17 protein-coding genes are annotated in these 18,647 nt (G+C 41.7%); 10 read left to right on the top strand and 7 right to left on the bottom strand.

Annotation, left to right across the window (positions count from 1 at the left end; all coding sequences use genetic code 11):
- Window positions 1-26 precede the first annotated feature (26 nt).
- Entirely contained in the window at window positions 27-740 is a 714-nt protein-coding gene (locus tag JFC10_RS08995; RefSeq protein ID WP_198332556.1) for an HAD family hydrolase, read from the top strand.
- A gap of 126 nt (window positions 741-866) precedes the next feature.
- On the opposite strand, the gene yihA is transcribed toward JFC10_RS08995, so the two are convergent.
- Entirely contained in the window at window positions 867-1,652 is a 786-nt protein-coding gene (gene yihA / locus JFC10_RS08990) for a ribosome biogenesis GTP-binding protein YihA/YsxC (RefSeq protein WP_198332555.1), read from the bottom strand.
- Between the two features lie 496 nt (window positions 1,653-2,148).
- On the opposite strand from yihA, the gene JFC10_RS08985 reads away from it, so the two are divergent.
- From JFC10_RS08985 to JFC10_RS08970, 4 genes are all read left to right on the top strand, one after another.
- Complete coding sequence (locus tag JFC10_RS08985; protein WP_227685779.1) at window positions 2,149-2,400, top strand: c-type cytochrome; 252 nt, start codon at window positions 2,149-2,151, stop codon at window positions 2,398-2,400.
- Between the two features lie 328 nt (window positions 2,401-2,728).
- Entirely contained in the window at window positions 2,729-3,397 is a 669-nt protein-coding gene (locus tag JFC10_RS08980) for a c-type cytochrome (protein ID WP_193011257.1), read from the top strand.
- A 432-nt stretch (window positions 3,398-3,829) separates the two neighbouring features.
- Window positions 3,830-4,972, top strand: a complete 1,143-nt coding sequence (locus tag JFC10_RS08975; RefSeq protein ID WP_198332553.1) for a hypothetical protein — start codon at window positions 3,830-3,832, stop codon at window positions 4,970-4,972.
- Window positions 4,960-5,340 carry an RnfH family protein gene (locus tag JFC10_RS08970; RefSeq protein WP_227685780.1) on the top strand — a complete coding sequence of 127 codons (381 nt, stop codon included), beginning with the start codon at window positions 4,960-4,962 and terminating at the stop codon, window positions 5,338-5,340. Before JFC10_RS08975 ends, JFC10_RS08970 begins: the two co-directional genes overlap by 13 nt.
- A gap of 44 nt (window positions 5,341-5,384) precedes the next feature.
- Here JFC10_RS08970 and JFC10_RS08965 read toward each other — a convergent pair whose 3' ends face one another.
- Window positions 5,385-5,804 (bottom strand): outer membrane protein assembly factor BamE, encoded by a 420-nt coding sequence (locus tag JFC10_RS08965; RefSeq protein ID WP_198332552.1) that lies wholly within the window; start codon window positions 5,802-5,804, stop codon window positions 5,385-5,387.
- A 327-nt stretch (window positions 5,805-6,131) separates the two neighbouring features.
- Here JFC10_RS08965 and fur point away from each other — a divergent pair, with 327 nt between their 5' ends.
- Entirely contained in the window at window positions 6,132-6,566 is a 435-nt protein-coding gene (gene fur, locus JFC10_RS08960) for a ferric iron uptake transcriptional regulator (RefSeq protein ID WP_193011254.1), read from the top strand.
- Between the two features lie 148 nt (window positions 6,567-6,714).
- Here the strand turns inward: fur and JFC10_RS08955 are convergent, their stop codons facing one another.
- Both JFC10_RS08955 and JFC10_RS08950 read right to left on the bottom strand, forming a co-directional pair.
- Entirely contained in the window at window positions 6,715-7,836 is a 1,122-nt protein-coding gene (locus JFC10_RS08955) for a PilT/PilU family type 4a pilus ATPase (protein WP_198332551.1), read from the bottom strand.
- 171 nt (window positions 7,837-8,007) lie between these two features.
- Window positions 8,008-9,063 carry a type IV pilus twitching motility protein PilT gene (locus JFC10_RS08950; RefSeq protein ID WP_193011252.1) on the bottom strand — a complete coding sequence of 352 codons (1,056 nt, stop codon included), beginning with the start codon at window positions 9,061-9,063 and terminating at the stop codon, window positions 8,008-8,010.
- A gap of 383 nt (window positions 9,064-9,446) precedes the next feature.
- On the opposite strand from JFC10_RS08950, the gene JFC10_RS08945 reads away from it, so the two are divergent.
- Window positions 9,447-10,163, top strand: a complete 717-nt coding sequence (locus JFC10_RS08945; protein ID WP_198332550.1) for a YggS family pyridoxal phosphate-dependent enzyme — start codon at window positions 9,447-9,449, stop codon at window positions 10,161-10,163.
- Between the two features lie 97 nt (window positions 10,164-10,260).
- Here JFC10_RS08945 and JFC10_RS08940 read toward each other — a convergent pair whose 3' ends face one another.
- Window positions 10,261-11,535: a hemolysin family protein gene (locus JFC10_RS08940; protein WP_193011250.1), complete on the bottom strand. Its 1,275-nt coding sequence runs from the start codon at window positions 11,533-11,535 to the stop codon at window positions 10,261-10,263.
- A 249-nt stretch (window positions 11,536-11,784) separates the two neighbouring features.
- Window positions 11,785-13,476 carry an NAD+ synthase gene (locus JFC10_RS08935; RefSeq protein ID WP_198332549.1) on the bottom strand — a complete coding sequence of 564 codons (1,692 nt, stop codon included), beginning with the start codon at window positions 13,474-13,476 and terminating at the stop codon, window positions 11,785-11,787.
- Window positions 13,477-14,325: 849 nt separating this feature from the next.
- Between JFC10_RS08935 and JFC10_RS08930 the strand changes: the two genes are divergently transcribed.
- From JFC10_RS08930 to epmA, 3 genes are all read left to right on the top strand, one after another.
- On the top strand, window positions 14,326-15,453 hold the full coding sequence (locus tag JFC10_RS08930) for an AI-2E family transporter (RefSeq protein WP_198332548.1): 1,128 nt from the start codon (window positions 14,326-14,328) through the stop codon (window positions 15,451-15,453).
- A 39-nt stretch (window positions 15,454-15,492) separates the two neighbouring features.
- The gene (locus JFC10_RS08925; RefSeq protein ID WP_198332575.1) at window positions 15,493-16,626 is read left to right on the top strand and encodes a 4-phosphoerythronate dehydrogenase; all 1,134 of its coding nucleotides are present in this window, start codon (window positions 15,493-15,495) and stop codon (window positions 16,624-16,626) included.
- A gap of 72 nt (window positions 16,627-16,698) precedes the next feature.
- Window positions 16,699-17,724, top strand: coding sequence for an EF-P lysine aminoacylase EpmA (epmA, locus tag JFC10_RS08920; protein ID WP_198332547.1), 1,026 nt, complete (start codon window positions 16,699-16,701; stop codon window positions 17,722-17,724).
- A 137-nt stretch (window positions 17,725-17,861) separates the two neighbouring features.
- Here the strand turns inward: epmA and JFC10_RS08915 are convergent, their stop codons facing one another.
- The gene (locus tag JFC10_RS08915; RefSeq protein ID WP_198332546.1) at window positions 17,862-18,500 is read right to left on the bottom strand and encodes an NAD(P)H-binding protein; all 639 of its coding nucleotides are present in this window, start codon (window positions 18,498-18,500) and stop codon (window positions 17,862-17,864) included.
- Window positions 18,501-18,647 lie beyond the last annotated feature (147 nt).

Here is an 18,647-nt window from a genome sequence, read left to right as displayed (position 1 = left end):
TTATCGCTATTCGCTAAGGTCTATTTATGAGTGAACAATCTGTCGCTAGTATCTCTACCGCTGCCAAAAGAAATCAGTTATCAGCCAGTCATCGCTTAGCAGATAAGACGCTGATTATTTTTGATTGGGACGGGACGCTGATGGACTCAATCGGCTTAATCGTTGAGTCGATGCATGTCGCAGGAGAAGCACATGGATTTCAGACGACCGATAAAGCAGTACAAGACATTATTGGGCTGAGCTTAATGAATGGCATTGAGATTTTGTATCCGCAAGCAAATGAGTCACAGAAACTGGCCATTCAGCAAAGCTATGCAGACCACTATATTGCCAATAGTCACCGTACGCCACTTTTTGCGCCGATAGAAGGTATGTTGCAGACATTACAAGCGCAAGGTAAAAGTCTCGCGGTTGCAACTGGTAAAAAACGAAAGGGCTTAGACCGCGTATTAGATGCTTCAGATAGTCACCATTATTTTGTGATGACCCGCTGTGCCGATGAGGCAGGCTCAAAACCTAATCCGCAGATGCTGAATGATATTTTGGATTATACCGATCAGCAAATTGCCAATGCTGTTTTTATCGGTGATAGTATCTACGATATTCAAATGGCAACACAACTTGGCATGACCAGCATTGCGGTGAATTATGGTACTGCATCACAAGCAGAGCTCGCCGCGCAGCAACCCACTTATCAGGTTGATACCCCGCAGGCGTTGGCTGAGCTACTATGCGCTTAAATGAAAAGTACTTAAATGAAAAGTCCTTAAATAAAAAGTCCTTAAATAAAAATCTTTTTAAATGATCATAAAAAAAGGGTTTATCGATAATAACGATAAACCCTTTTTGATTGAAGACTATGATATCTATTTGTTCTCTTTTTGAGAATATTCGTTTTGAGCGCTTTCCTTTTCAATGCTATCTTTTTCAATCGCATCTTCCAACTCAGCGCCTTCTAGTAATGCAAAAGAGGACTCAATAATTTTGTCTGCATCGAGCTGATACTCATACCAGTTGCCCATTACACCAGCCAATTCATCAAGACCTTCTTTTCTTAGTGCTGAAAATAGCTGAATGCTACAGTTCAATCCCAGTTGTTTCAGTCTTTTACGAGTATTCAGTAAGGCATTTTTAGATGCGCCATATTTCAGTTTATCTGCTTTGGTTAGCAAGATATGAACGGGTAGCTCACCATCTTGTGCCCAACGTAGCATTTGCTCATCAAAGAACTTCAAGGGATGACGAATGTCAGTCATGAGCACCAAACCTGCCAAGCTTGAGCGCGATACCAAGTATTCTTCTAGCTCAACCTGCCATTCTTTTTTCATCTCAAGCGGTACGGCTGCATAGCCATAACCTGGCAAATCTACCAAACGTCTATCAGCATCACCAATACTAAAAAAGTTAATCATCTGCGTACGACCAGGTGTTTTGGAAGAGCGTGCCAGTTGGCGCTGGTTGGTCAATGCATTAATAGCCGAAGATTTACCTGCGTTTGAGCGTCCTGCAAAGGCAACTTCTAAGCCCATATCGGGTGGGCAGAGACGAAAAGTAGGCGCTGACATCATAAACTCAGTTTGCTGAATTTTTTGACGAGACTTAGTGTTGAACAATGCATGTTCGGCGGCGACATCAGTAAACGGGGTACTCATAAATGGCTCATTAATCTTTAAGAAATTGGATACGGTTGTAAAATTTTAATCAACTGGTTGTCGAGAAGACGGTGCATTAGACAAAAAAGCTGTACGAAATTATTCATCATAACTTTCAATGTTTATTGGTCATAAATACAGTCGTTTCAAGTCATCGACTATTCTATACTATTACTTATCTTACTTATTGAAATAACTATGATTAGCATCATATAAATGACAGAATACCATTAAAATAACCCATCGTTAGAGCAAGTTATCGATTTTATTCATGCGTTACCAAAGCCAAACTATATTTATCTATATTTATACGACATACATTGTTACAATATTTAATAAGATATACTGAACGAACGACGTTTAACAGCAAGATTGATTAAACGAGAGAAGCATCAAAAGGAGGTGTTCTATGGTTTCAATCAATGCACTTTTCAGCCAGATCTACCGATTTTTAATAGGTAGCGGAGCGGTATTACTGCTAATAAGTAGTGTCATCATGACTAGCGCTAATGCTGCTGATATTGCAACCAGCTATGATAACTCATGTGCCGCCTGTCACGATAGTGGGGCGCTGAACGCCATCAAAAAAGGTGATAGTGCCAAATGGCAACAGCTTATAAAACAAAAAAGCATGCCGACCCTGATTAATTCCGTCAAAAATGGTATGACACAGATGCCAGCTGGTGGTCTTTGTAACAGTTGTAGTGACGATGATTATCGCAAGTTGATTGAGTACATGAGTAAATGAGACGCTGACCGATACAGTAAAACAGTATAAAACAACTTAAAAAAGCGCTGGGTTGTTTAACCTTTACGCGCTTTTTGTTTTTTGTCAGCATACGGGCTTATGTGTTAGAAAAACTGATGGATGTGACGATTAAGTAGGCAAATGCTACAAAGTCTTGCTATAATAATCGAAAATAAACCCTGATGTTAGTAAGTACTTTCAGACTGCTTGTGGCCAAGACCTTAAAACATATACCTACCTAACCAATAGTAAGGTGGTTTATACGAGGTATCTTATCAGTGCAATCACTCTAAATAATGCTTACGCCGAGCTAGTAGGATTTGTATCAATGAAAAAGTTAATCGCTGCTGCCAGCTTATGCGTTGCAAGTTTCAGCGTACAAGCTGCTATTATTGTTCCTGAGTACGACGTCAATGCCGGTAAGCAAATTGCAGAAACGGTTTGTGCGGCTTGTCATGGTGTTGATGGTGTCAGTGTTGTCCCTGCGCAGCCGAATTTGGGTGGCCAAAACGTAAAATACCTTTACAAACAGTTGGTCAACTTTAAAGCTGGCTATCGCAAGAATGGCATTATGCAATCGCAAGTTGCAAACTTATCGCAGCAAGACCTAGCCAATGTGGCCGGTTATTATGCTAGCCAAGCGCCTTGGGGCGTTGGATTTGGTAATCCTGCGACCAACCAAGAAGCTACTAAGCTATTCTTGGGTGGTGATAAGTCACGTGGCGTTATTGGCTGTGCCGGTTGTCATGGGCCAGACGCTGCAGGTAACACTTGGGCGGCATTTCCAAAATTAGGCGGACAGCATGCTCAGTACATTGCTACTCAGCTAAAACTCTTCCGTGCTGCTGGACGTGTTGATGATATCGATAGCGATGATCAAAAACGAGTCAATGATGCCGCGAAAGAAGGCGAAATGGGGATGATGCAAACCGTTGCCTCAAAACTATCTGATCGTGATATTCGTATCTTGTCAGACTATATCAGTGCTATTCACTAATTCGTTGGTGTCAGTTACGAGTACGTAACTAAGACTACTGAGCGCTCGACTATATATTCGTTATTATTTCATTCTTAAACCCCGATTTCGGGGTTTTTTTATAACTGTTCATCCCTTATATTATAGAGACCATATAGTCATTCCATTATAAAAGAGTTGCCGCATTAACCTCGCTTGAAGTATTGGACGTATATTTGCTTCTGGTTACCTTGTGCTTCTTTTAAATTGAATCGACTATATAAAATAAAACTGCTTACAGAGGCTTATCATTGCTCTGTATCATGATAAATTATCGTTATTCACTTTATACCAAACCCACAGAGTATGATTAGCTGTGTCAAACTTGTTTCGTCTACAATGTGTAGTACTGACACTCGTTTTCCTAGCTATTCTCATTTTTGTGAAAGGTATTAGATCGTTTGGATTTAGATTATGATGATCCGTTATGCTTCTTATTTTATCGCGGCACTGCTACCGTTACTGCTATTTCGTTGGTTTGCACCAGCATCCATTGGTGAGATCGACTTTTGGCTACTCTGGCTATTGGCAATGGTATTGGTATCTTTGCCCGTTGTTTATGCGGAAATTGCTTTAGCCTATCGTAGTGTCGATGCGCCATTAGCAGGGATGCAAAAACTCACTCGCGAAGCGGATGCCAGTCCAATATGGCGTAGTTTTGGTTGGCTCGCCGCGCTGGTCTCTATTATGATCGCAGCGTTAGTTATCTCAGGCGCGAGCACAGGTGTTTTAGCTGCATTGACGGAGCTTAATAGTGCTCCTGCTATACCAAGCTTTGCGATCGCTGCGGGCCTGATGGTCGTTGCTGTTTTACTGAGTTTATTGGGCGTTGCACCATTACCGATTGGCTTGGGGTTAATGGTGATAGGTTTGTTGCTGGGCGTGGCAAATGGCCTACCCAATATTGACTTTGCGATGACTGATATCAGCTTAAATGAATGGGCGCGTGCAGTCGCGTTAGCGTTGGTTAGTGTGGGTGCAGGTACAGGTTTATACTGGTTTGGTCAAAATTTGGTAACCAACCAAGTGGCAACAGCGGTAGACACGGACAATATCAATGCGCAAAAACCTGCTCGCAGTCGTGCGACGAGTGAGTATCGTGCAACCAAATTGGTGCTCCCGATTTGGATATTACAATTGATCGTTGGGGTCGTTGCTTTATCTACTAGTGGCATGGCGCTGCCACCAATTGGACAGCTATCCTATTGGATAGGGGTGTTATTTGTCGCCAGCTATTTGCTGCATTATAGTACCCAGCAATTAGCGCACAAGTTTGGACTGCTGGTCAGTGTAGTATTGACCTTTGTCTTGGCGCTTTTGTTAGTCGTTATCGTACCAACTGTTTGGCTGGTCGGACTCTTAGTGATTATTAGCAGCATAGCGGTATTATTTCTGTCTATCTTTGCGGGTTGGCAGATGAAAATTAGTCATCTACGTAAGTCATTAAATTTTGGCAATGAAGCGTTTTATAACTTATGGCGAATAGCGATTCGTTTGATTGTGCCACTAGCACTGTTATTGGCATTGATAGGTTGGGTGATGCAGTGGTTGAGTTAACCGCTAATGGCGTTCAATCTGATAATAATTGTGCGCCGTCATCTGAGCAGACCATGCCAATGACTGTTTATTTGGCATATGCCGAAGATGCAAAGCGTCAGCATTATTTAACCCTACAAGTTAATCATGAAACGAGTTTGTATGCGGCGCTGATGCAGGCAGGATGGCTGGTAAAATTTCCAGCGTTAGCACGTTGGTGTGAGCAAGTGGTAGACATTGCCACGCCAACAGCGAAGCGTTGGCATGTGGGTATCTATGCACAAAAACAGCCGCTTAGCTATCGCTTGCAGCCTTTTGATCGTATCGAAGTATATCGCAGCTTAAGCGCTGATCCTATGTCTCAGCGCAAGAGTAAATCTCGAGTTTAAGCGATGTTCATCCATCTATCATCAAAGCCAATTGACGCTCTTGATTATGATGCAGGTAGGCTTTCAATACCTTCAATACGATTGACCAAACCATTATCATCAAAGTAGATAATTAAGTGTTGGCTGGCATTTTTGACATCAGCGATACCCTTGCGGCTACCTTCTGTCCCTGCTTTATAATCATAAATATAATCCCAGCGCTTAGGTTCTAATGTGTCTCTAATAGCTGGGCTACCAAGGATATAAAGGACTTGGTTTTGATTCATACCCAATTGCAGTTTTTGCGCTTGTGCTTGAGTGATGGCAGTGCCTTGTGGCAAATCAATCTTATAAACACTCAATAATGAGCAGCCAGACATAGCGACAGTAGCGCTAAGCATACTGGTGATGACAATCTTGCGTAATACGCTTGCAGGGCTTAACGGACGAAAAGTTAATGTCTTTATCATGGTAAGATGACTCATAAGAAATGAATTAGGCGCAGCCAGAGGTTGTTAATGCTAGTCTGGCCGACAATCTTGGACAAATGATACGTCATTTACTTGCAATTTCCTACCACTTACGACATTATTTACCAAATGCTACCTGAGCCATATTATTATTTATATTTTAAATTCATAGGCTTGCGTTAGTATTGTTATAGAAAATAACAGGCTTGAAAATGAGGCTAAATCAGCCAGTCAGCTGTTATTAAAATGTTTCATATACTATAAAAAATAATCATTAACGATTGTTTATCTCATATTTTTGGTTCTTTATTTGCTAAGACTGTCACAGTCAGAAGGGATATTATGGCTTCTTTTACCAATCAAGATTTACGTAAAGCGGGATTAAAAGTCACGTTACCTCGCATCAAGATTTTAGAGCTGCTGGAGAGTGCAGAGTTGCATCATATGAGTGCTGAAGAGGTTTATAAGGCACTGATAGAACAAGGTGAGGATGTGGGTTTAGCGACTGTTTACCGAGTGCTCACGCAGTTTGAGCAAGCTGGAATCGTTGAGCGCCATAATTTTGAAAATAATTTGTCCGTGTTCGAGATTACCCAAGAAGGGCATCATGATCATCTGGTTTGTGATGTTTGTGGCAAGATTATAGAATTTCATAACGAAGTCATCGAAGAAGAGCAACTTAAAGTCGCAGAAAAGCACGGATTTAAATTATCAGGTCATTCATTGGTGCTATACGGTATTTGTAATGACCAAGCGTGTCAAGATAGTATCAAGTAACTTTTTTGGTTAGTGAGCATGCTCTGTATTTGATATTATTTTTAGTGCCTTATCGTCATGTATAAAATAAGAAAGCCCTCATAGTAATATGAGGGCTTTCTTAGAAATTTTTATGGCAAAAATAAATAATAACGCTCAAAAGCCATACTTAACTGATATCTAATGATAAGTTATCCACACCTTCATCCAGATTGGCTGTGCCATTTTTACTGCTAAGTTTGATTTTTAGGCGCAAATCATTAGGAGAGTCAGCATGAAGAATCGCTTCTTTATACGTGATTTCTCCTTGTCCATATAAGTCAAAAAGCGCCTGATCAAAGGTTTGCATGCCACTATCCCGCGATCGTGTCATGACATCTTTGATTTCATGAACCTCGCCTTTACGGATATAATCACTAATCAGCTGTGAATTTAACAAAATTTCGATAGCCGCACGGCGTCCTTTACCATCAGGGGTTGGAATGAGCTGCTGGGCAATAATGGCTTGCAAGTTGAGCGACAAATCCATGAATAACTGATTGTGGCGACTGGTTTCAAAAAAGTGAATAATACGGTCAATCGCTTGGTTGGCGTTGTTGGCGTGCAAGGTCGCAAATACCAAATGCCCTGTTTCTGCATATTGAATGGCGTAGCTCATTACCTCACGGTTACGAATCTCACCAATCAAGATAACATCAGGTGCTTGGCGCAAAGTATTTTTTAGCCCTGCCTCAAATGAATGGGTATCGATACCAACTTCACGCTGGGTAATAATACAACCACGATGTTTATGGACAAACTCGATAGGATCTTCGATGGTAATGATGTGACCATGCGAGTTTTGATTACGATGCCCGATCATAGAAGCAAGGGTCGTCGATTTACCCGTACCTGTTGCACCCACTAGCAGAATGATACCGCGTTTTTTCATTGCCAGCTCTTTTAGCGATGGCGGCAAACGCAGCTCCTCGACAGTCGGAATTTTATTCTCAATTTTCCGTAAAATCATCCCTGCCATATCACGCTGTATAAAGGCACTGACACGAAAACGTGCTTGCTGTGCTTCATCAGCAATAGCAAATTGGCACTCGTTGGTTTCTTCAAACTCTTTTTGCTGGTTTGGCGTCATGACGCCTTTGACCAGTCGCATGGTTTGCTCAGCGGTTAAAGGCGTTTTACCGACAGGTAAAATTTTGCCATTTACTTTCATGGAGGGCGCTACATCAGCGGTAATAAAAAGGTCCGAGCCATTTTTATTGATCATTAACTGCAATAGTTTATCAATGTCCATATCGTACCTGCATTCGATGTAAATCGATTAAAAAAGTATTTAAAATCATGTTTTAAAAATCGCTAATAATAACCAGTAGCAATAAAAGTAGGGCATATCATGCCTCATGAATGTTTGTATTATTGACTCACACATCAGTCATTATAAGGCAGTGACGCACGATTAATAATATTACAAAAATGCCTCAGGCTGTTTAGCATAAGGACGGGCTACGTCTTTACTAATGGTGCCTTTTGCTACTAAGTTTTTGAGCGTTTGATCCAGAGTAATCATACCTTCACCCGCACCTGTTTGGATAGCAGAGTACATTTGAGCGATTTTATTCTCACGTATCAAGTTACGGATAGCGGGTGTACCGAGCATGATTTCATGTGCTGCTACACGTCCGCCTGCTTGACGACGCAAAAGCGTTTGTGAGATAACGGCTTGTAGTGACTCTGATAGCATCGCCCGAATCATGTCTTTTTCTGCGGCGGGGAATACATCAATGACACGGTCAATGGTTTTGGCGGCTGAACTGGTGTGTAGGGTGCCAAATACTAAGTGACCAGTCTCTGCTGCTGTCAATGCTAAGCGAATGGTCTCAAGGTCCCGTAGCTCACCGACCAAAATCACATCGGGATCCTCACGTAGCGCAGAGCGCAATGCAGGCTCGAAACCCAAGGTGTCACGATGCACCTCACGCTGGTTAATCAGGCTTTTCTTCGATTCATGAACAAATTCAATCGGATCTTCAATCGTTAAAATGTGCTCTTTACGACTTTCGTTAATATAATCAATCATGGCAGCCAGCGTTGTTGATTTACCCGAACCTGTTGGACCCGTGACCAATACCACGCCACGCTTAAAGTCTGACACACGTTTAAACACATCACCCATGCCGAGGTCTTCCATGGTCAAAACTTTGGAAGGAATGGTACGAAATACAGCACCTGCACCGCGATTTTGATTGAATGCGTTTACCCGAAAACGTGCTAGGTTAGGAATCTCAAAAGAGAAATCCGTCTCATAAAATTCTTCAAAGTCAGCACGCTGCTTATCGTTCATGATGTCATAAATAAGCTGATGCACAACCTGATGAGTCATCTCTGGCATATTAATACGGGTCATTTCACCATCAACACGTATCATTGCTGGCATACCGGCTGAAATATGTAAATCCGATGCTTTATGCTTAACCGTGAAGCGTAGCAAGTCTTCGATACTTAAATTGTTTTTTTCAGCCATAATCGGATATTCCTATCAATCAATAAGGGTAGGACAAAAGAGCAAAAAAGGGGAGTGATTAGCAATCGATAAACGATCTGATTAAAGTCGGTCACGTCAATAAAGGAGTAGCGATAGTCTTTACCATTACTATTATATTCAGTAGCATATGTTAAACCATGTAACAATATAATAACAAGACTACTGACAATTAACCATCTACTACCGCAAGAAAATGTAAAATTAGTCATTATGAGCGTCGATTTATAGATTGATGCTTATTGAGTTTTTCTACATTAAAAGACACTTATAAAAAGTTTAACCATAATTAATAAAAGCCCATTATAGAAGTCATGAAAAGTGACTGATTAAAAAATGGATTAAATTATTCTCGTGAGTAATATATGAAAGAAATAGAAAATAACAGTGATAGCCAAAATCTTATTGCGAGCTGGCAGCAAGTTAGCAAGCAAATGACTCAAGCGTGTGAGCGTGCCGCACGACAAGCGGATAGTGTGACGCTACTAGCAGTTTCCAAGACCAAACCTGCCGATATGATTGCTACTTTGGCTCAGCAAGGACAGCAGCACTTTGGTGAAAATTATCTGCAAGAAGCCATCGAAAAAATCGAGACGCTAAAACGACAGCCAGAAACTAAAGACATTATTTGGCACTATATTGGTAGTATACAGCGCAATAAGACCCGCGATATTGCTGAGCATTTCGATTGGGTGCAAACGGTTGAGCGTGACATTATTGCTAAGCGTTTAAATGACCAGCGTCCAGCTGAGCTGCCACCATTGAATGTATTGATTCAGTTGAATATCGATAACGAAGAAAGCAAATCAGGCTGCCTGCCAGCACAGCTGCCGGAGTTAATAACTGCCATCAAGGGCTATGACAGGTTACAGCTGCGTGGTTTGATGATTATTCCTGCTAAGGTAGGTACGGATGCTTTTACCCGAACCAAGCAGTTGTTTGATGAGATTAAAGAAACTCATGCAGAGCTAAATGCTTGGGATACCCTAAGCATGGGCATGAGCGGTGATATGACAGAGGCGATAGCCAACGGTTCGACGATGGTGCGCGTTGGTACCGCCATATTTGGTACACGATCTTAACTTTTTATTTATTAGATATATCATCCCTCAGATTACGAAGATAAAAATAAAAATGCTTTGATTGATGACACGTTCTAGATTAACTCAGTGCTGCTTATTAGACAGTTTCATCAAGTTTGGTCACCAGCATCTGAGTAATTTTGAGGTTGTCAGTCGCGATAATTTCAAATCGATAATTGGCATACTCGATAGTATCGGTTTTCTTTGGGATTTTGCGTAGCATGTACATCATGAAGCCACTAATGGTTTCATAGTTCTGACTGCGTGGCAGATTGACAATATCTAAAGCGCGTACAACGTCTTCAATAGGAGTCATTCCATCGATTAGCCACGAGTTATCAGTACGTTGAACAATGGGCTGCTCCTCCAAGGTTACAAGCTCCCCCATGACGATACTCATCACATCCTTAAGCGTGATAACACCCACTACCAAGCCATACTCATTCACGATGACGGCAAAGTCAGCGCCTGTAGACTTAAACATCTCTAACACTTCAAACAAGGACAAGGTATCAGGAACGAAGAGTGCAGGTTTTAATAGTGCTTTGTCTGTTAAGCTGACCTCTTGCTGATTAAGAACCAATGCCAAAAAGCTACGTGATTCTACATAACCAATAATATGCTCTAAGTCATCATCCTGACAGACCAAAAACTTGTTATGTGGCTGTTCAATCATCACTTCAACGACTTTTTCAGTGCTCGTTTTGGTATCAAAATAAACGATATTTTCACGTGGATTCATCACTGACGTTACTGTGCGCTCTTGCATGTCAAAGATATTTTCTATCAGATGATGTTCTTGTTTTTTGAGCACACCAGCTTCAGCACCTGCATCCATGACGGCATAAATATCTTCTGGCGTCATATCGTCTTGCCGTATGGTTGAAATACCCAGTAATTCAAAAATGAGATTTGCTGCACCATCAAATATCCAAATCACTGGTTTGAATATAAAGATCAATAGCATCATTGGTCGTACGAGGCGTACCGCGATCACTTCAGTGTTTGACATCGCCAATCGTCTGGGCATCAAATCAGCGAGCAGAGAAAACAAACTGGTGATCAGGACAAATGATATGACGGATGACACTGCTTCATTCTTCACCAAAAGCTCTAGATAAGGGCTGATAGCTGACTCACCTACCGCACCAGCCGAGATAGCAACGGCGTTTAAAACCACCTGCACGACAGTAATAAAACTGCCAGGGTGCTCTTGCATTTTAAGGACGTCAAATGCGCGGACATCCCCTTCTTTTGCCATGATTTGTAGCTTGATTTTGCGACCAGCAGCGATGGCAATCTCGGCAGCGGATACAAAGGCGCTTAGGGCAAGCAATAACAGAAGAAAGATACTAGCAGTTAGCAAACTCATGACATACTCGGTAAAAAAATATAAGGATTAAAATAATTGGAGTTAAAGAATGAATGGGTTGGAAATACAAAAAAGAAAGTGTTGTGTATAAAATATTGGCGTTAAAAATTGGTTTATAAAAACTAAAAAAGCTGGGTAAGCACCCAGCTAATCGTCAATAAATTTGAGTTTTTATAAAAGTATTAAGCTAGCCGTGTTGCTCGCGTTCTACATAATAAAAGTAGGGCAAGCAACAATGGTTAATATAATTTAGCCTTTTATTGACCATTTATTAACTAATGGATAACGGCGTTCACGTCCAAAGGCTTTGTGGCTAATTTTGGTGCCAATTGGCGCTTGTAAACGCTTATATTCACTATTGTCTACCATCTTGATGACTTTTGCGACCATTTCAGCCTCAAAGCCTTTATTAACAATGTCTTGATAGCCCATATCTTCATCGATGTATGACATTAAGATGCCATCTAACACATCATAGTCAGGCAAGCTGTCTTGGTCTTTTTGGTCTGGGCGTAACTCAGCAGATGGCGGGCGAGTGATGACGCGCTCAGGGATGACAGGGGTGTCTTCCAAGCGGTTGCGATAGCTGGCTAATTTATAAACCTGCGACTTATAAACGTCTTTTAGCACATCAAAGCCGCCTGCCATATCACCATATAATGTCGAATAGCCAACGGCCAACTCAGACTTATTACCAGTGGTAATGACTAAATGCCCAAACTTGTTGGACAATGCCATCAATACCACACCGCGTGCACGCGCCTGAATATTCTCCTCAGTAGTGTCTGCTGGGGATTTGTTAAATAGTGGGGCTAGAGTATGACGAATGCCTTCAACCGCATCAAAAATAGGACAAACCGTATAAGAAACGTTTAAGCGGCGTGCCTGTGCTTGGGCATCTTCTAGACTGATTTGAGAAGTATATTCATAAGGCATCATCACTGCATATACCTTGTCAGCGCCCAAGGCATCAACCGCGATACATAGCGTCAATGCTGAATCAATACCACCTGATAACCCAACGATGATACCAGTGAATCCTGAATGATTGACGTAGTCGCGCAGGCCAACGACCAATGCTTGATACATCTCTGACTCACGGCTCAGCGTTAATGGCGCTTTAGATTGACTATCGAACTTGGCCGTTTTGACATCTAACGTGGCTAGTAATAGCTGATTCATGAAACGCGGTGCTTCGTGTGCAACGCTACCGTCAGCTTGCACCGCCATAGAGCCACCATCAAACACCAAGTCGTCTTGACCGCCAACAGCGTTGACATACACAATAGGCAAATTATTTTCACGGCTACGCTTGGCCAGCATCGTTTTACGATTGTCTTGTTTTTCGATCTCAAAAGGTGAGGCATTCAAGCTAACAATCAGATCAGCACCTTGCTTTTTAAGCTCGGCAATAGGGCCTTTTTCCCACAGGTCTTCACAGATGAGCAGACCGATAGTGATTCCTTTATAGTCAAATAAAACTTGGTTGCGACCTTTATCAAAATAACGACGCTCATCAAATACGCCATAATTTGGCAGGATTTGCTTATGATAAAAGCCTTTTTGATGACCATTATGCAAGATAGCAGCTGAGTTAAAAGTACCATGATGGTCGACATGTGGGTAACCGACAATCATCACGATGTCATCGATATCACTTAAAGTAGACAAGGCGCTTTTGATGCGGCCAGATAAGCTTGGGCGTAATAATAAATCTTGCGGTGGGTAACCTAATAAAGCAAGTTCTGGGAAAATAATGACATCTGCACCTTGCTCGCGAGCTTGCAATGCGAGTGTACGCATTTTTTCGGCATTGGTAGTAATATCACCAACCAAAAAATGCGACTGGGCCAATGCAAAAGTAACCGTTTCTTGGATTTTATTGGTCTTACGGACCTCAGTTGAGGGAGTTATATTGGGATTATCATTGTCTTTTGACATTGTTATTGTTCCTATCGATATATGGTTTAAAATTTGGTGGGTCATTATTGATTTAAAATAAAATCAAAGTAAGTCCGAAATTTACTCAAAATAGCACTCTGTCATATCGAATTCTAATAGTGAACCGAGATGATGAGCTTACATCATGCATAAGCCTTTATGATGATGCATATCAGCGCTTGCTTACGCATCATATTCAACGTTGTAACGCCGCTCTAAAGGTTGGATCTTATGATAGTCTATAGAATGACGATAAAAGAGGGTTGTGACATATCGTTTGAAAAATGCTATATCTGTATAACGATTCAAATAGATAATAACAAACGGGCTTAATGCTATTGAAAAGCTTAAAATAATTGCTTTAGTATAACATCAATTGTCGCTACAAATAGAACGCGCCAGTGAATTACCTTGCAACAGCCCTGTTTACAGCGTGAATATAAAACAGGCTTTTAGTTCATTGTTTTTACATGTTAAATCCATGTATGACCTTCTATCTATTAGTGTCATCATCTAGTAAGCTTGTATAGAGAAAGTTGTAAGTAAAGATTACAACATAGCGTTATATCATTGTCGTATTTTGCTGCATAATAAGCCATGATAATCGCTTGATATTTATCTTGCTTTAGCCAAAACTATCGTCCGTAATTATGTTACGGTATGCTACGATTTGACGCTCTCAAAGCAGGTTTTACTGGCACTGATTGTTTACATCCCTCGCTAATGGGTACCGCTTATGGATAGGGTCTTTTTATGGGCACAGTCTGTGAGTTGATATTCATCACACATTTATAAACTTGCCAGCAAAGTCATGATAGATCTTTGCTGTCCGCTCTTGGTTTATACGCTATGATTGAAAACTGGACAAAAGAATTTATTATTCAGCGCTTACTGGCCATTACTTTATTGGTGGTGCTGTTCGTATTGTGTTTTCAAGTGGTACAGTTTTTTATTGTACCGGCACTATGGGCGGCAATTTTAGCGTATGTTACTTTTCCTATTTATAACTTTTTTTATGAAAAAGTAAAACTGAGTCCTAATTTTAGCGCCGCTATTATGACGGTGAGTATCTCCTTAATGATAGGTGTGCCACTGGTTATCGGTGTTTTTATTCTACAACAAGAAGCCTTGAGTCTAATCAGCAACTTGATTTATCGTATCAAAGTTGGCTATTTAGATGTGCCTGATTCTATCAAAGACTTACCTGTCATCGGCCAGCAAGTGAAAGATGTGCTGTGGAGAATCAATAAAAACCCAGAAGGGACGCTAGAAGCGTTTCGCATTTGGGTACAGTCACATTTATATTATGGCAAAGTCGCATTTGATGTGTTGTTTAGCGGTCTTGCCAAGTTAGGTATGGCGCTGATGACGTTGTTTTTCTTTTATCGTGATGGTACCAGTTTGGTTCGCCAGATCCGTCAAGCACTGCGTAATATCATTGGTAATCGCATTGATGGTTATATTGATTCTGTGGGTACGACCACGCGTGCGGTGGTTTATGGTATTGGTTTGACGGCATTGGCACAAGCACTGCTCGCAGGTGTGGGTTACTACTTCGCTGGTGCACCAAGTCCTATCTTATTAACTATCGTAACCTTTATTATCGCCCTGATTCCGTTTGGTACACCATTTGTGTGGGGCGGTGTATCCATTTGGTTGTTAAGCCAGGGTCATACCGTAGAAGGCATTGGCTTGGCGCTATGGGGCACCTTAGTTATCAGCTGGGTTGACAATCTCATCCGTCCTATTGTAATTAGTGGTGCGACCAAAATCCCTTTTATTATTATTTTTATTGGTGTATTAGGTGGCCTAACGGCTTTTGGCTTTGTTGGTTTATTCATCGGTCCTGTGGTACTAGCCATCGGATTGGCGGTATGGCGAGAATGGATATCGCAGCATAAAAATGAGATATTTGCCCCGCAGGATTTGGTATTGTCTGACGATCAACCGTTGCCACCAGTAAATGAATCAGAGTAGAGATACATAGTCATGTTAAATGATAGTGCTGCAAACGCTATGAAAAATAGAGCGAACCCTGTTGACAATATTACTATCGTGGCCGATAGCAATATCGCTAGCTTGAATGCGTTTTTTAATGCTTCAATGCTTGGGCAGGTATCTGAGCAGACGGTCAATATCATTACCATCGCTGGACGTGATATCAATGCGCAATTGCTCGCAGAATTACAACCTGATGTGCTGTTGATACGCTCGGTGACGCCAGTAGGCGAGGCACTGCTGGCCAATAACAACAGCGTAAAATTTGTTGGTTCGGCGACTATCGGTACCGATCATGTCGATCAAGACTATTTGGCAGCGCGCAATATCACTTTCGCCAATGCGGCTGGATGTAGTAAGCATTCTGTCGCGCAGTATGTATTGACAGCGATTTTGACGTTGCGTCCGCAATATTGGCAGCAAACGATGCCGCCAGTCACCTTAGGTATCATAGGTCTTGGTAATATTGGCAGCACGCTTGCTCAGTATGCTATTGATTTGGGCTGGCAGGTACTAGGTTATGATCCACTACTGCCTACATCGAATATGAATAATGCCAGCCTTGAGCAAGTGCTTAGCCAAAGCGATGCAGTGAGCTTGCATGTGCCTTTAACCAATAAAAAAGATGATACACACCCTAGTGGTAATGATTATCCAACAAAGCATCTTATTGATGCAAATACGTTGGCAATGATGCCTGTGCATACCTTATTGATTAACAGTGCTCGCGGACCAGTCATTAATGCGTGTGATTTAGAAGCAGATATTGAGCGCACAGATCGCCAAGTAGTGCTTGACGTGTTTGAATTTGAACCAGAGATTTCTGAGTACTTATTGTCCAAACTGGCTATCGCTACCCCGCATATCGCAGGTTATACGGTCGAAGGTAAACTGCGTGGTACGCAAATCATCTATGATGCGCTCTGTGAAAAATTGGCAGTGGCGCCTGTTCAGTCTATGCATAGTTTACTGCCGCTCAATATGTTTTTATGGTCTGAACTAAAAATGTATCCAGACAGACTGATTAAGTTTTATGACATCATGGCAGATGATGCTTCACTAAGAAGCAAGCTGGCTGACGGTCAAGTAAAGGGTGCTGACTTTGATCAGTTGCGCCGAGATTATCGCTTACGCCGCGAATGGCAGTGGTAAAAGTTAGGCAGTCTTAAAATCTAAAGTAGTATCTCAAAACTTATTTTTATCCTTAAATTGCAGTAAATAATAATGATCCCAGCAAGTAACTCTTCTTCTAAATCCAGCTATGCGCCGACCATGACCTTGGCAATGGCTCAGCAGCGTGCGCAATTGATGAGCACCATCCGTCAGTTTTTCGCCACGCATCAAGTGCTTGAAGTTCAAACACCGCTATTATCGCAGGCTGGCAATACCGATACTTTCTTACAATCAGTCGCCGCACAAGTGACTTACCAAGATAAACCCTGTACTTATTATCTGCATACTTCACCTGAGTTTGCCATGAAGCGTTTACTTGCCAGCTGGCAAGTGCCCATGTATCAAATTTGCTCCGTATTTCGAGATAATGAAATAGGCATACGCCATAATATCGAATTTACCATGCTTGAGTGGTATCAGCCGAATTATAGTCTGGATGATATGGGGGCTGAGCTGGGTGAACTATTAGCGGCGCTTTATGGGCATTCAGTGGTGATGAGTCATTACCGCTATGTTGATGCATTTATGGATTTTGTCGGCATACATCCGCTGACAGCTAGCCTCGATTCCTTGCAAGCGGTGGCAGAAGATAAGGGGTTGACAGGTTTTGATTTTAATAGCGACTTGGATAACACAGAAGATGGCGAAGCAGATATTCGCCAAAGCTGGTTGGATTTGCTGTTTAGTCATGCGGTCGAGCCAAACTTAGGTCACGACTTACCGACCTTGATTATAGAATATCCGCCTGCGACGGCTGCACTGGCAAAAACAGCTGTGGATAAAGAGGGCAATACAGTCGCCAAACGCTTTGAGCTATATATCAATGGCATTGAGATTGCCAACGCTTATGATGAGCTGGCAGATGGACAGGCGTTAAGAGAACGGTTTGAGCGAGACAATCAACTGCGTAAGCGTCATAACCTGCCCCAAATGCCAATCGATGAGCATTTATTAGCAGCGTCTGATGCTTTAATTCCTTGTAGCGGTATCGCCGTTGGTATCGATAGATTACTCATGGTGATCACAGGCGCGAATAGCTTAGAGGATGTGATTTCGTTTCCAAGCGGTTTGGCTTAGTGTTTTGGAAAGTCTGAACAGAATCATTTATTTGGCAACCCCTCATAAAACTAAGCTCATCATCAAAAATCGAGTAAGTCTTATAGGCTTACTCGATTTTTTGTTGGTCTAAGTGCTCTAAATTATCGTTTTATTTATTATAACTGTGCAATCGCCTCATCAATCGCAGTCTCACCGTTATGCATACTAAAGACTTTCTTGATGGTATTATCGGCGTTTAGGACAGCTGCCAGAGTAGTAGCCACATCGGCAATTGAGTTCTCTCCAGCATTATCATCGTTGACAGTGATTTTACCAGTTGCTTCGCGCTCTTTTAGCGCCCCTGCTTGAACGATGGTGTAGTCAAGGCTACTATTATTAATCAACCACTGATCCGCATAGTGTTTGCAGATATAATATTCTTTTAGGTCAGCAATACCAGCATTGTCCCATTTACTGGAGTCTAATGAAAAGACGGTGCTGAGCATGATATAGCGTTTAATACCTTTATCTTCTGCGGCTTGCATGGTCTTGACCGCCCCGTGTAAATCTACTTCTAAGACGTCTTTGCCGCCAGACCCTGCAACGAAATAAACAGTGTCAATATCTCGATCAATTTGCTTTTGTATAGCCTCTTTTTCGGCGGTGATATCTAAATCTAGCTGGCTATAATTGTCATCGTTAAACAATTTTTCTTTTTGGCGTGTCGTGCCAATAACTTGATGGTTATCCGCTAATAATTGCTTAACTAAATCCGTTCCCACTCGACCACTTGCACCAATTACTAAAATTTTCATTGTCATTCCTATTCTTATATACGTTATCGTTGTTGTAAAAACTGAATATAGCGTATCAAGAAAAAACGGCACACTTCGTTATGAAGCGTGCCGATTGCATAGTGTTTGGTTATAGAGTGTATACGGTTTGCAAAGTGGGTAAGATCA

It is taken from the genome of Psychrobacter aquimaris (assembly GCF_016107525.1).
GTDB lineage: Bacteria > Pseudomonadota > Gammaproteobacteria > Pseudomonadales > Moraxellaceae > Psychrobacter > Psychrobacter aquimaris.
This window is presented reverse-complemented; position numbering and strand designations above follow the sequence as displayed.

What these genes read in the sequence shown, in the direction of transcription:
- JFC10_RS08995 (WP_198332556.1), top strand. Translation starts at nt 27, where the DNA reads ATGAGTGAACAATCTGTCGCTAGTATCTCTACCGCTGCCAAAAGAAAT.
- yihA (WP_198332555.1), bottom strand. Translation starts at nt 1,652, where the DNA reads ATGAGTACCCCGTTTACTGATGTCGCCGCCGAACATGCATTGTTCAAC.
- JFC10_RS08985 (WP_227685779.1), top strand. Translation starts at nt 2,149, where the DNA reads ATGACTAGCGCTAATGCTGCTGATATTGCAACCAGCTATGATAACTCA.
- JFC10_RS08980 (WP_193011257.1), top strand. Translation starts at nt 2,729, where the DNA reads ATGAAAAAGTTAATCGCTGCTGCCAGCTTATGCGTTGCAAGTTTCAGC.
- JFC10_RS08975 (WP_198332553.1), top strand. Translation starts at nt 3,830, where the DNA reads ATGATGATCCGTTATGCTTCTTATTTTATCGCGGCACTGCTACCGTTA.
- JFC10_RS08965 (WP_198332552.1), bottom strand. Translation starts at nt 5,804, where the DNA reads ATGAGTCATCTTACCATGATAAAGACATTAACTTTTCGTCCGTTAAGC.
- fur (WP_193011254.1), top strand. Translation starts at nt 6,132, where the DNA reads ATGGCTTCTTTTACCAATCAAGATTTACGTAAAGCGGGATTAAAAGTC.
- JFC10_RS08955 (WP_198332551.1), bottom strand. Translation starts at nt 7,836, where the DNA reads ATGGACATTGATAAACTATTGCAGTTAATGATCAATAAAAATGGCTCG.
- JFC10_RS08950 (WP_193011252.1), bottom strand. Translation starts at nt 9,063, where the DNA reads ATGGCTGAAAAAAACAATTTAAGTATCGAAGACTTGCTACGCTTCACG.
- JFC10_RS08945 (WP_198332550.1), top strand. Translation starts at nt 9,447, where the DNA reads ATGAAAGAAATAGAAAATAACAGTGATAGCCAAAATCTTATTGCGAGC.
- JFC10_RS08940 (WP_193011250.1), bottom strand. Translation starts at nt 11,535, where the DNA reads ATGAGTTTGCTAACTGCTAGTATCTTTCTTCTGTTATTGCTTGCCCTA.
- JFC10_RS08935 (WP_198332549.1), bottom strand. Translation starts at nt 13,476, where the DNA reads ATGTCAAAAGACAATGATAATCCCAATATAACTCCCTCAACTGAGGTC.
- JFC10_RS08930 (WP_198332548.1), top strand. Translation starts at nt 14,326, where the DNA reads ATGATTGAAAACTGGACAAAAGAATTTATTATTCAGCGCTTACTGGCC.
- JFC10_RS08925 (WP_198332575.1), top strand. Translation starts at nt 15,493, where the DNA reads ATGAAAAATAGAGCGAACCCTGTTGACAATATTACTATCGTGGCCGAT.
- epmA (WP_198332547.1), top strand. Translation starts at nt 16,699, where the DNA reads ATGATCCCAGCAAGTAACTCTTCTTCTAAATCCAGCTATGCGCCGACC.
- JFC10_RS08915 (WP_198332546.1), bottom strand. Translation starts at nt 18,500, where the DNA reads ATGAAAATTTTAGTAATTGGTGCAAGTGGTCGAGTGGGAACGGATTTA.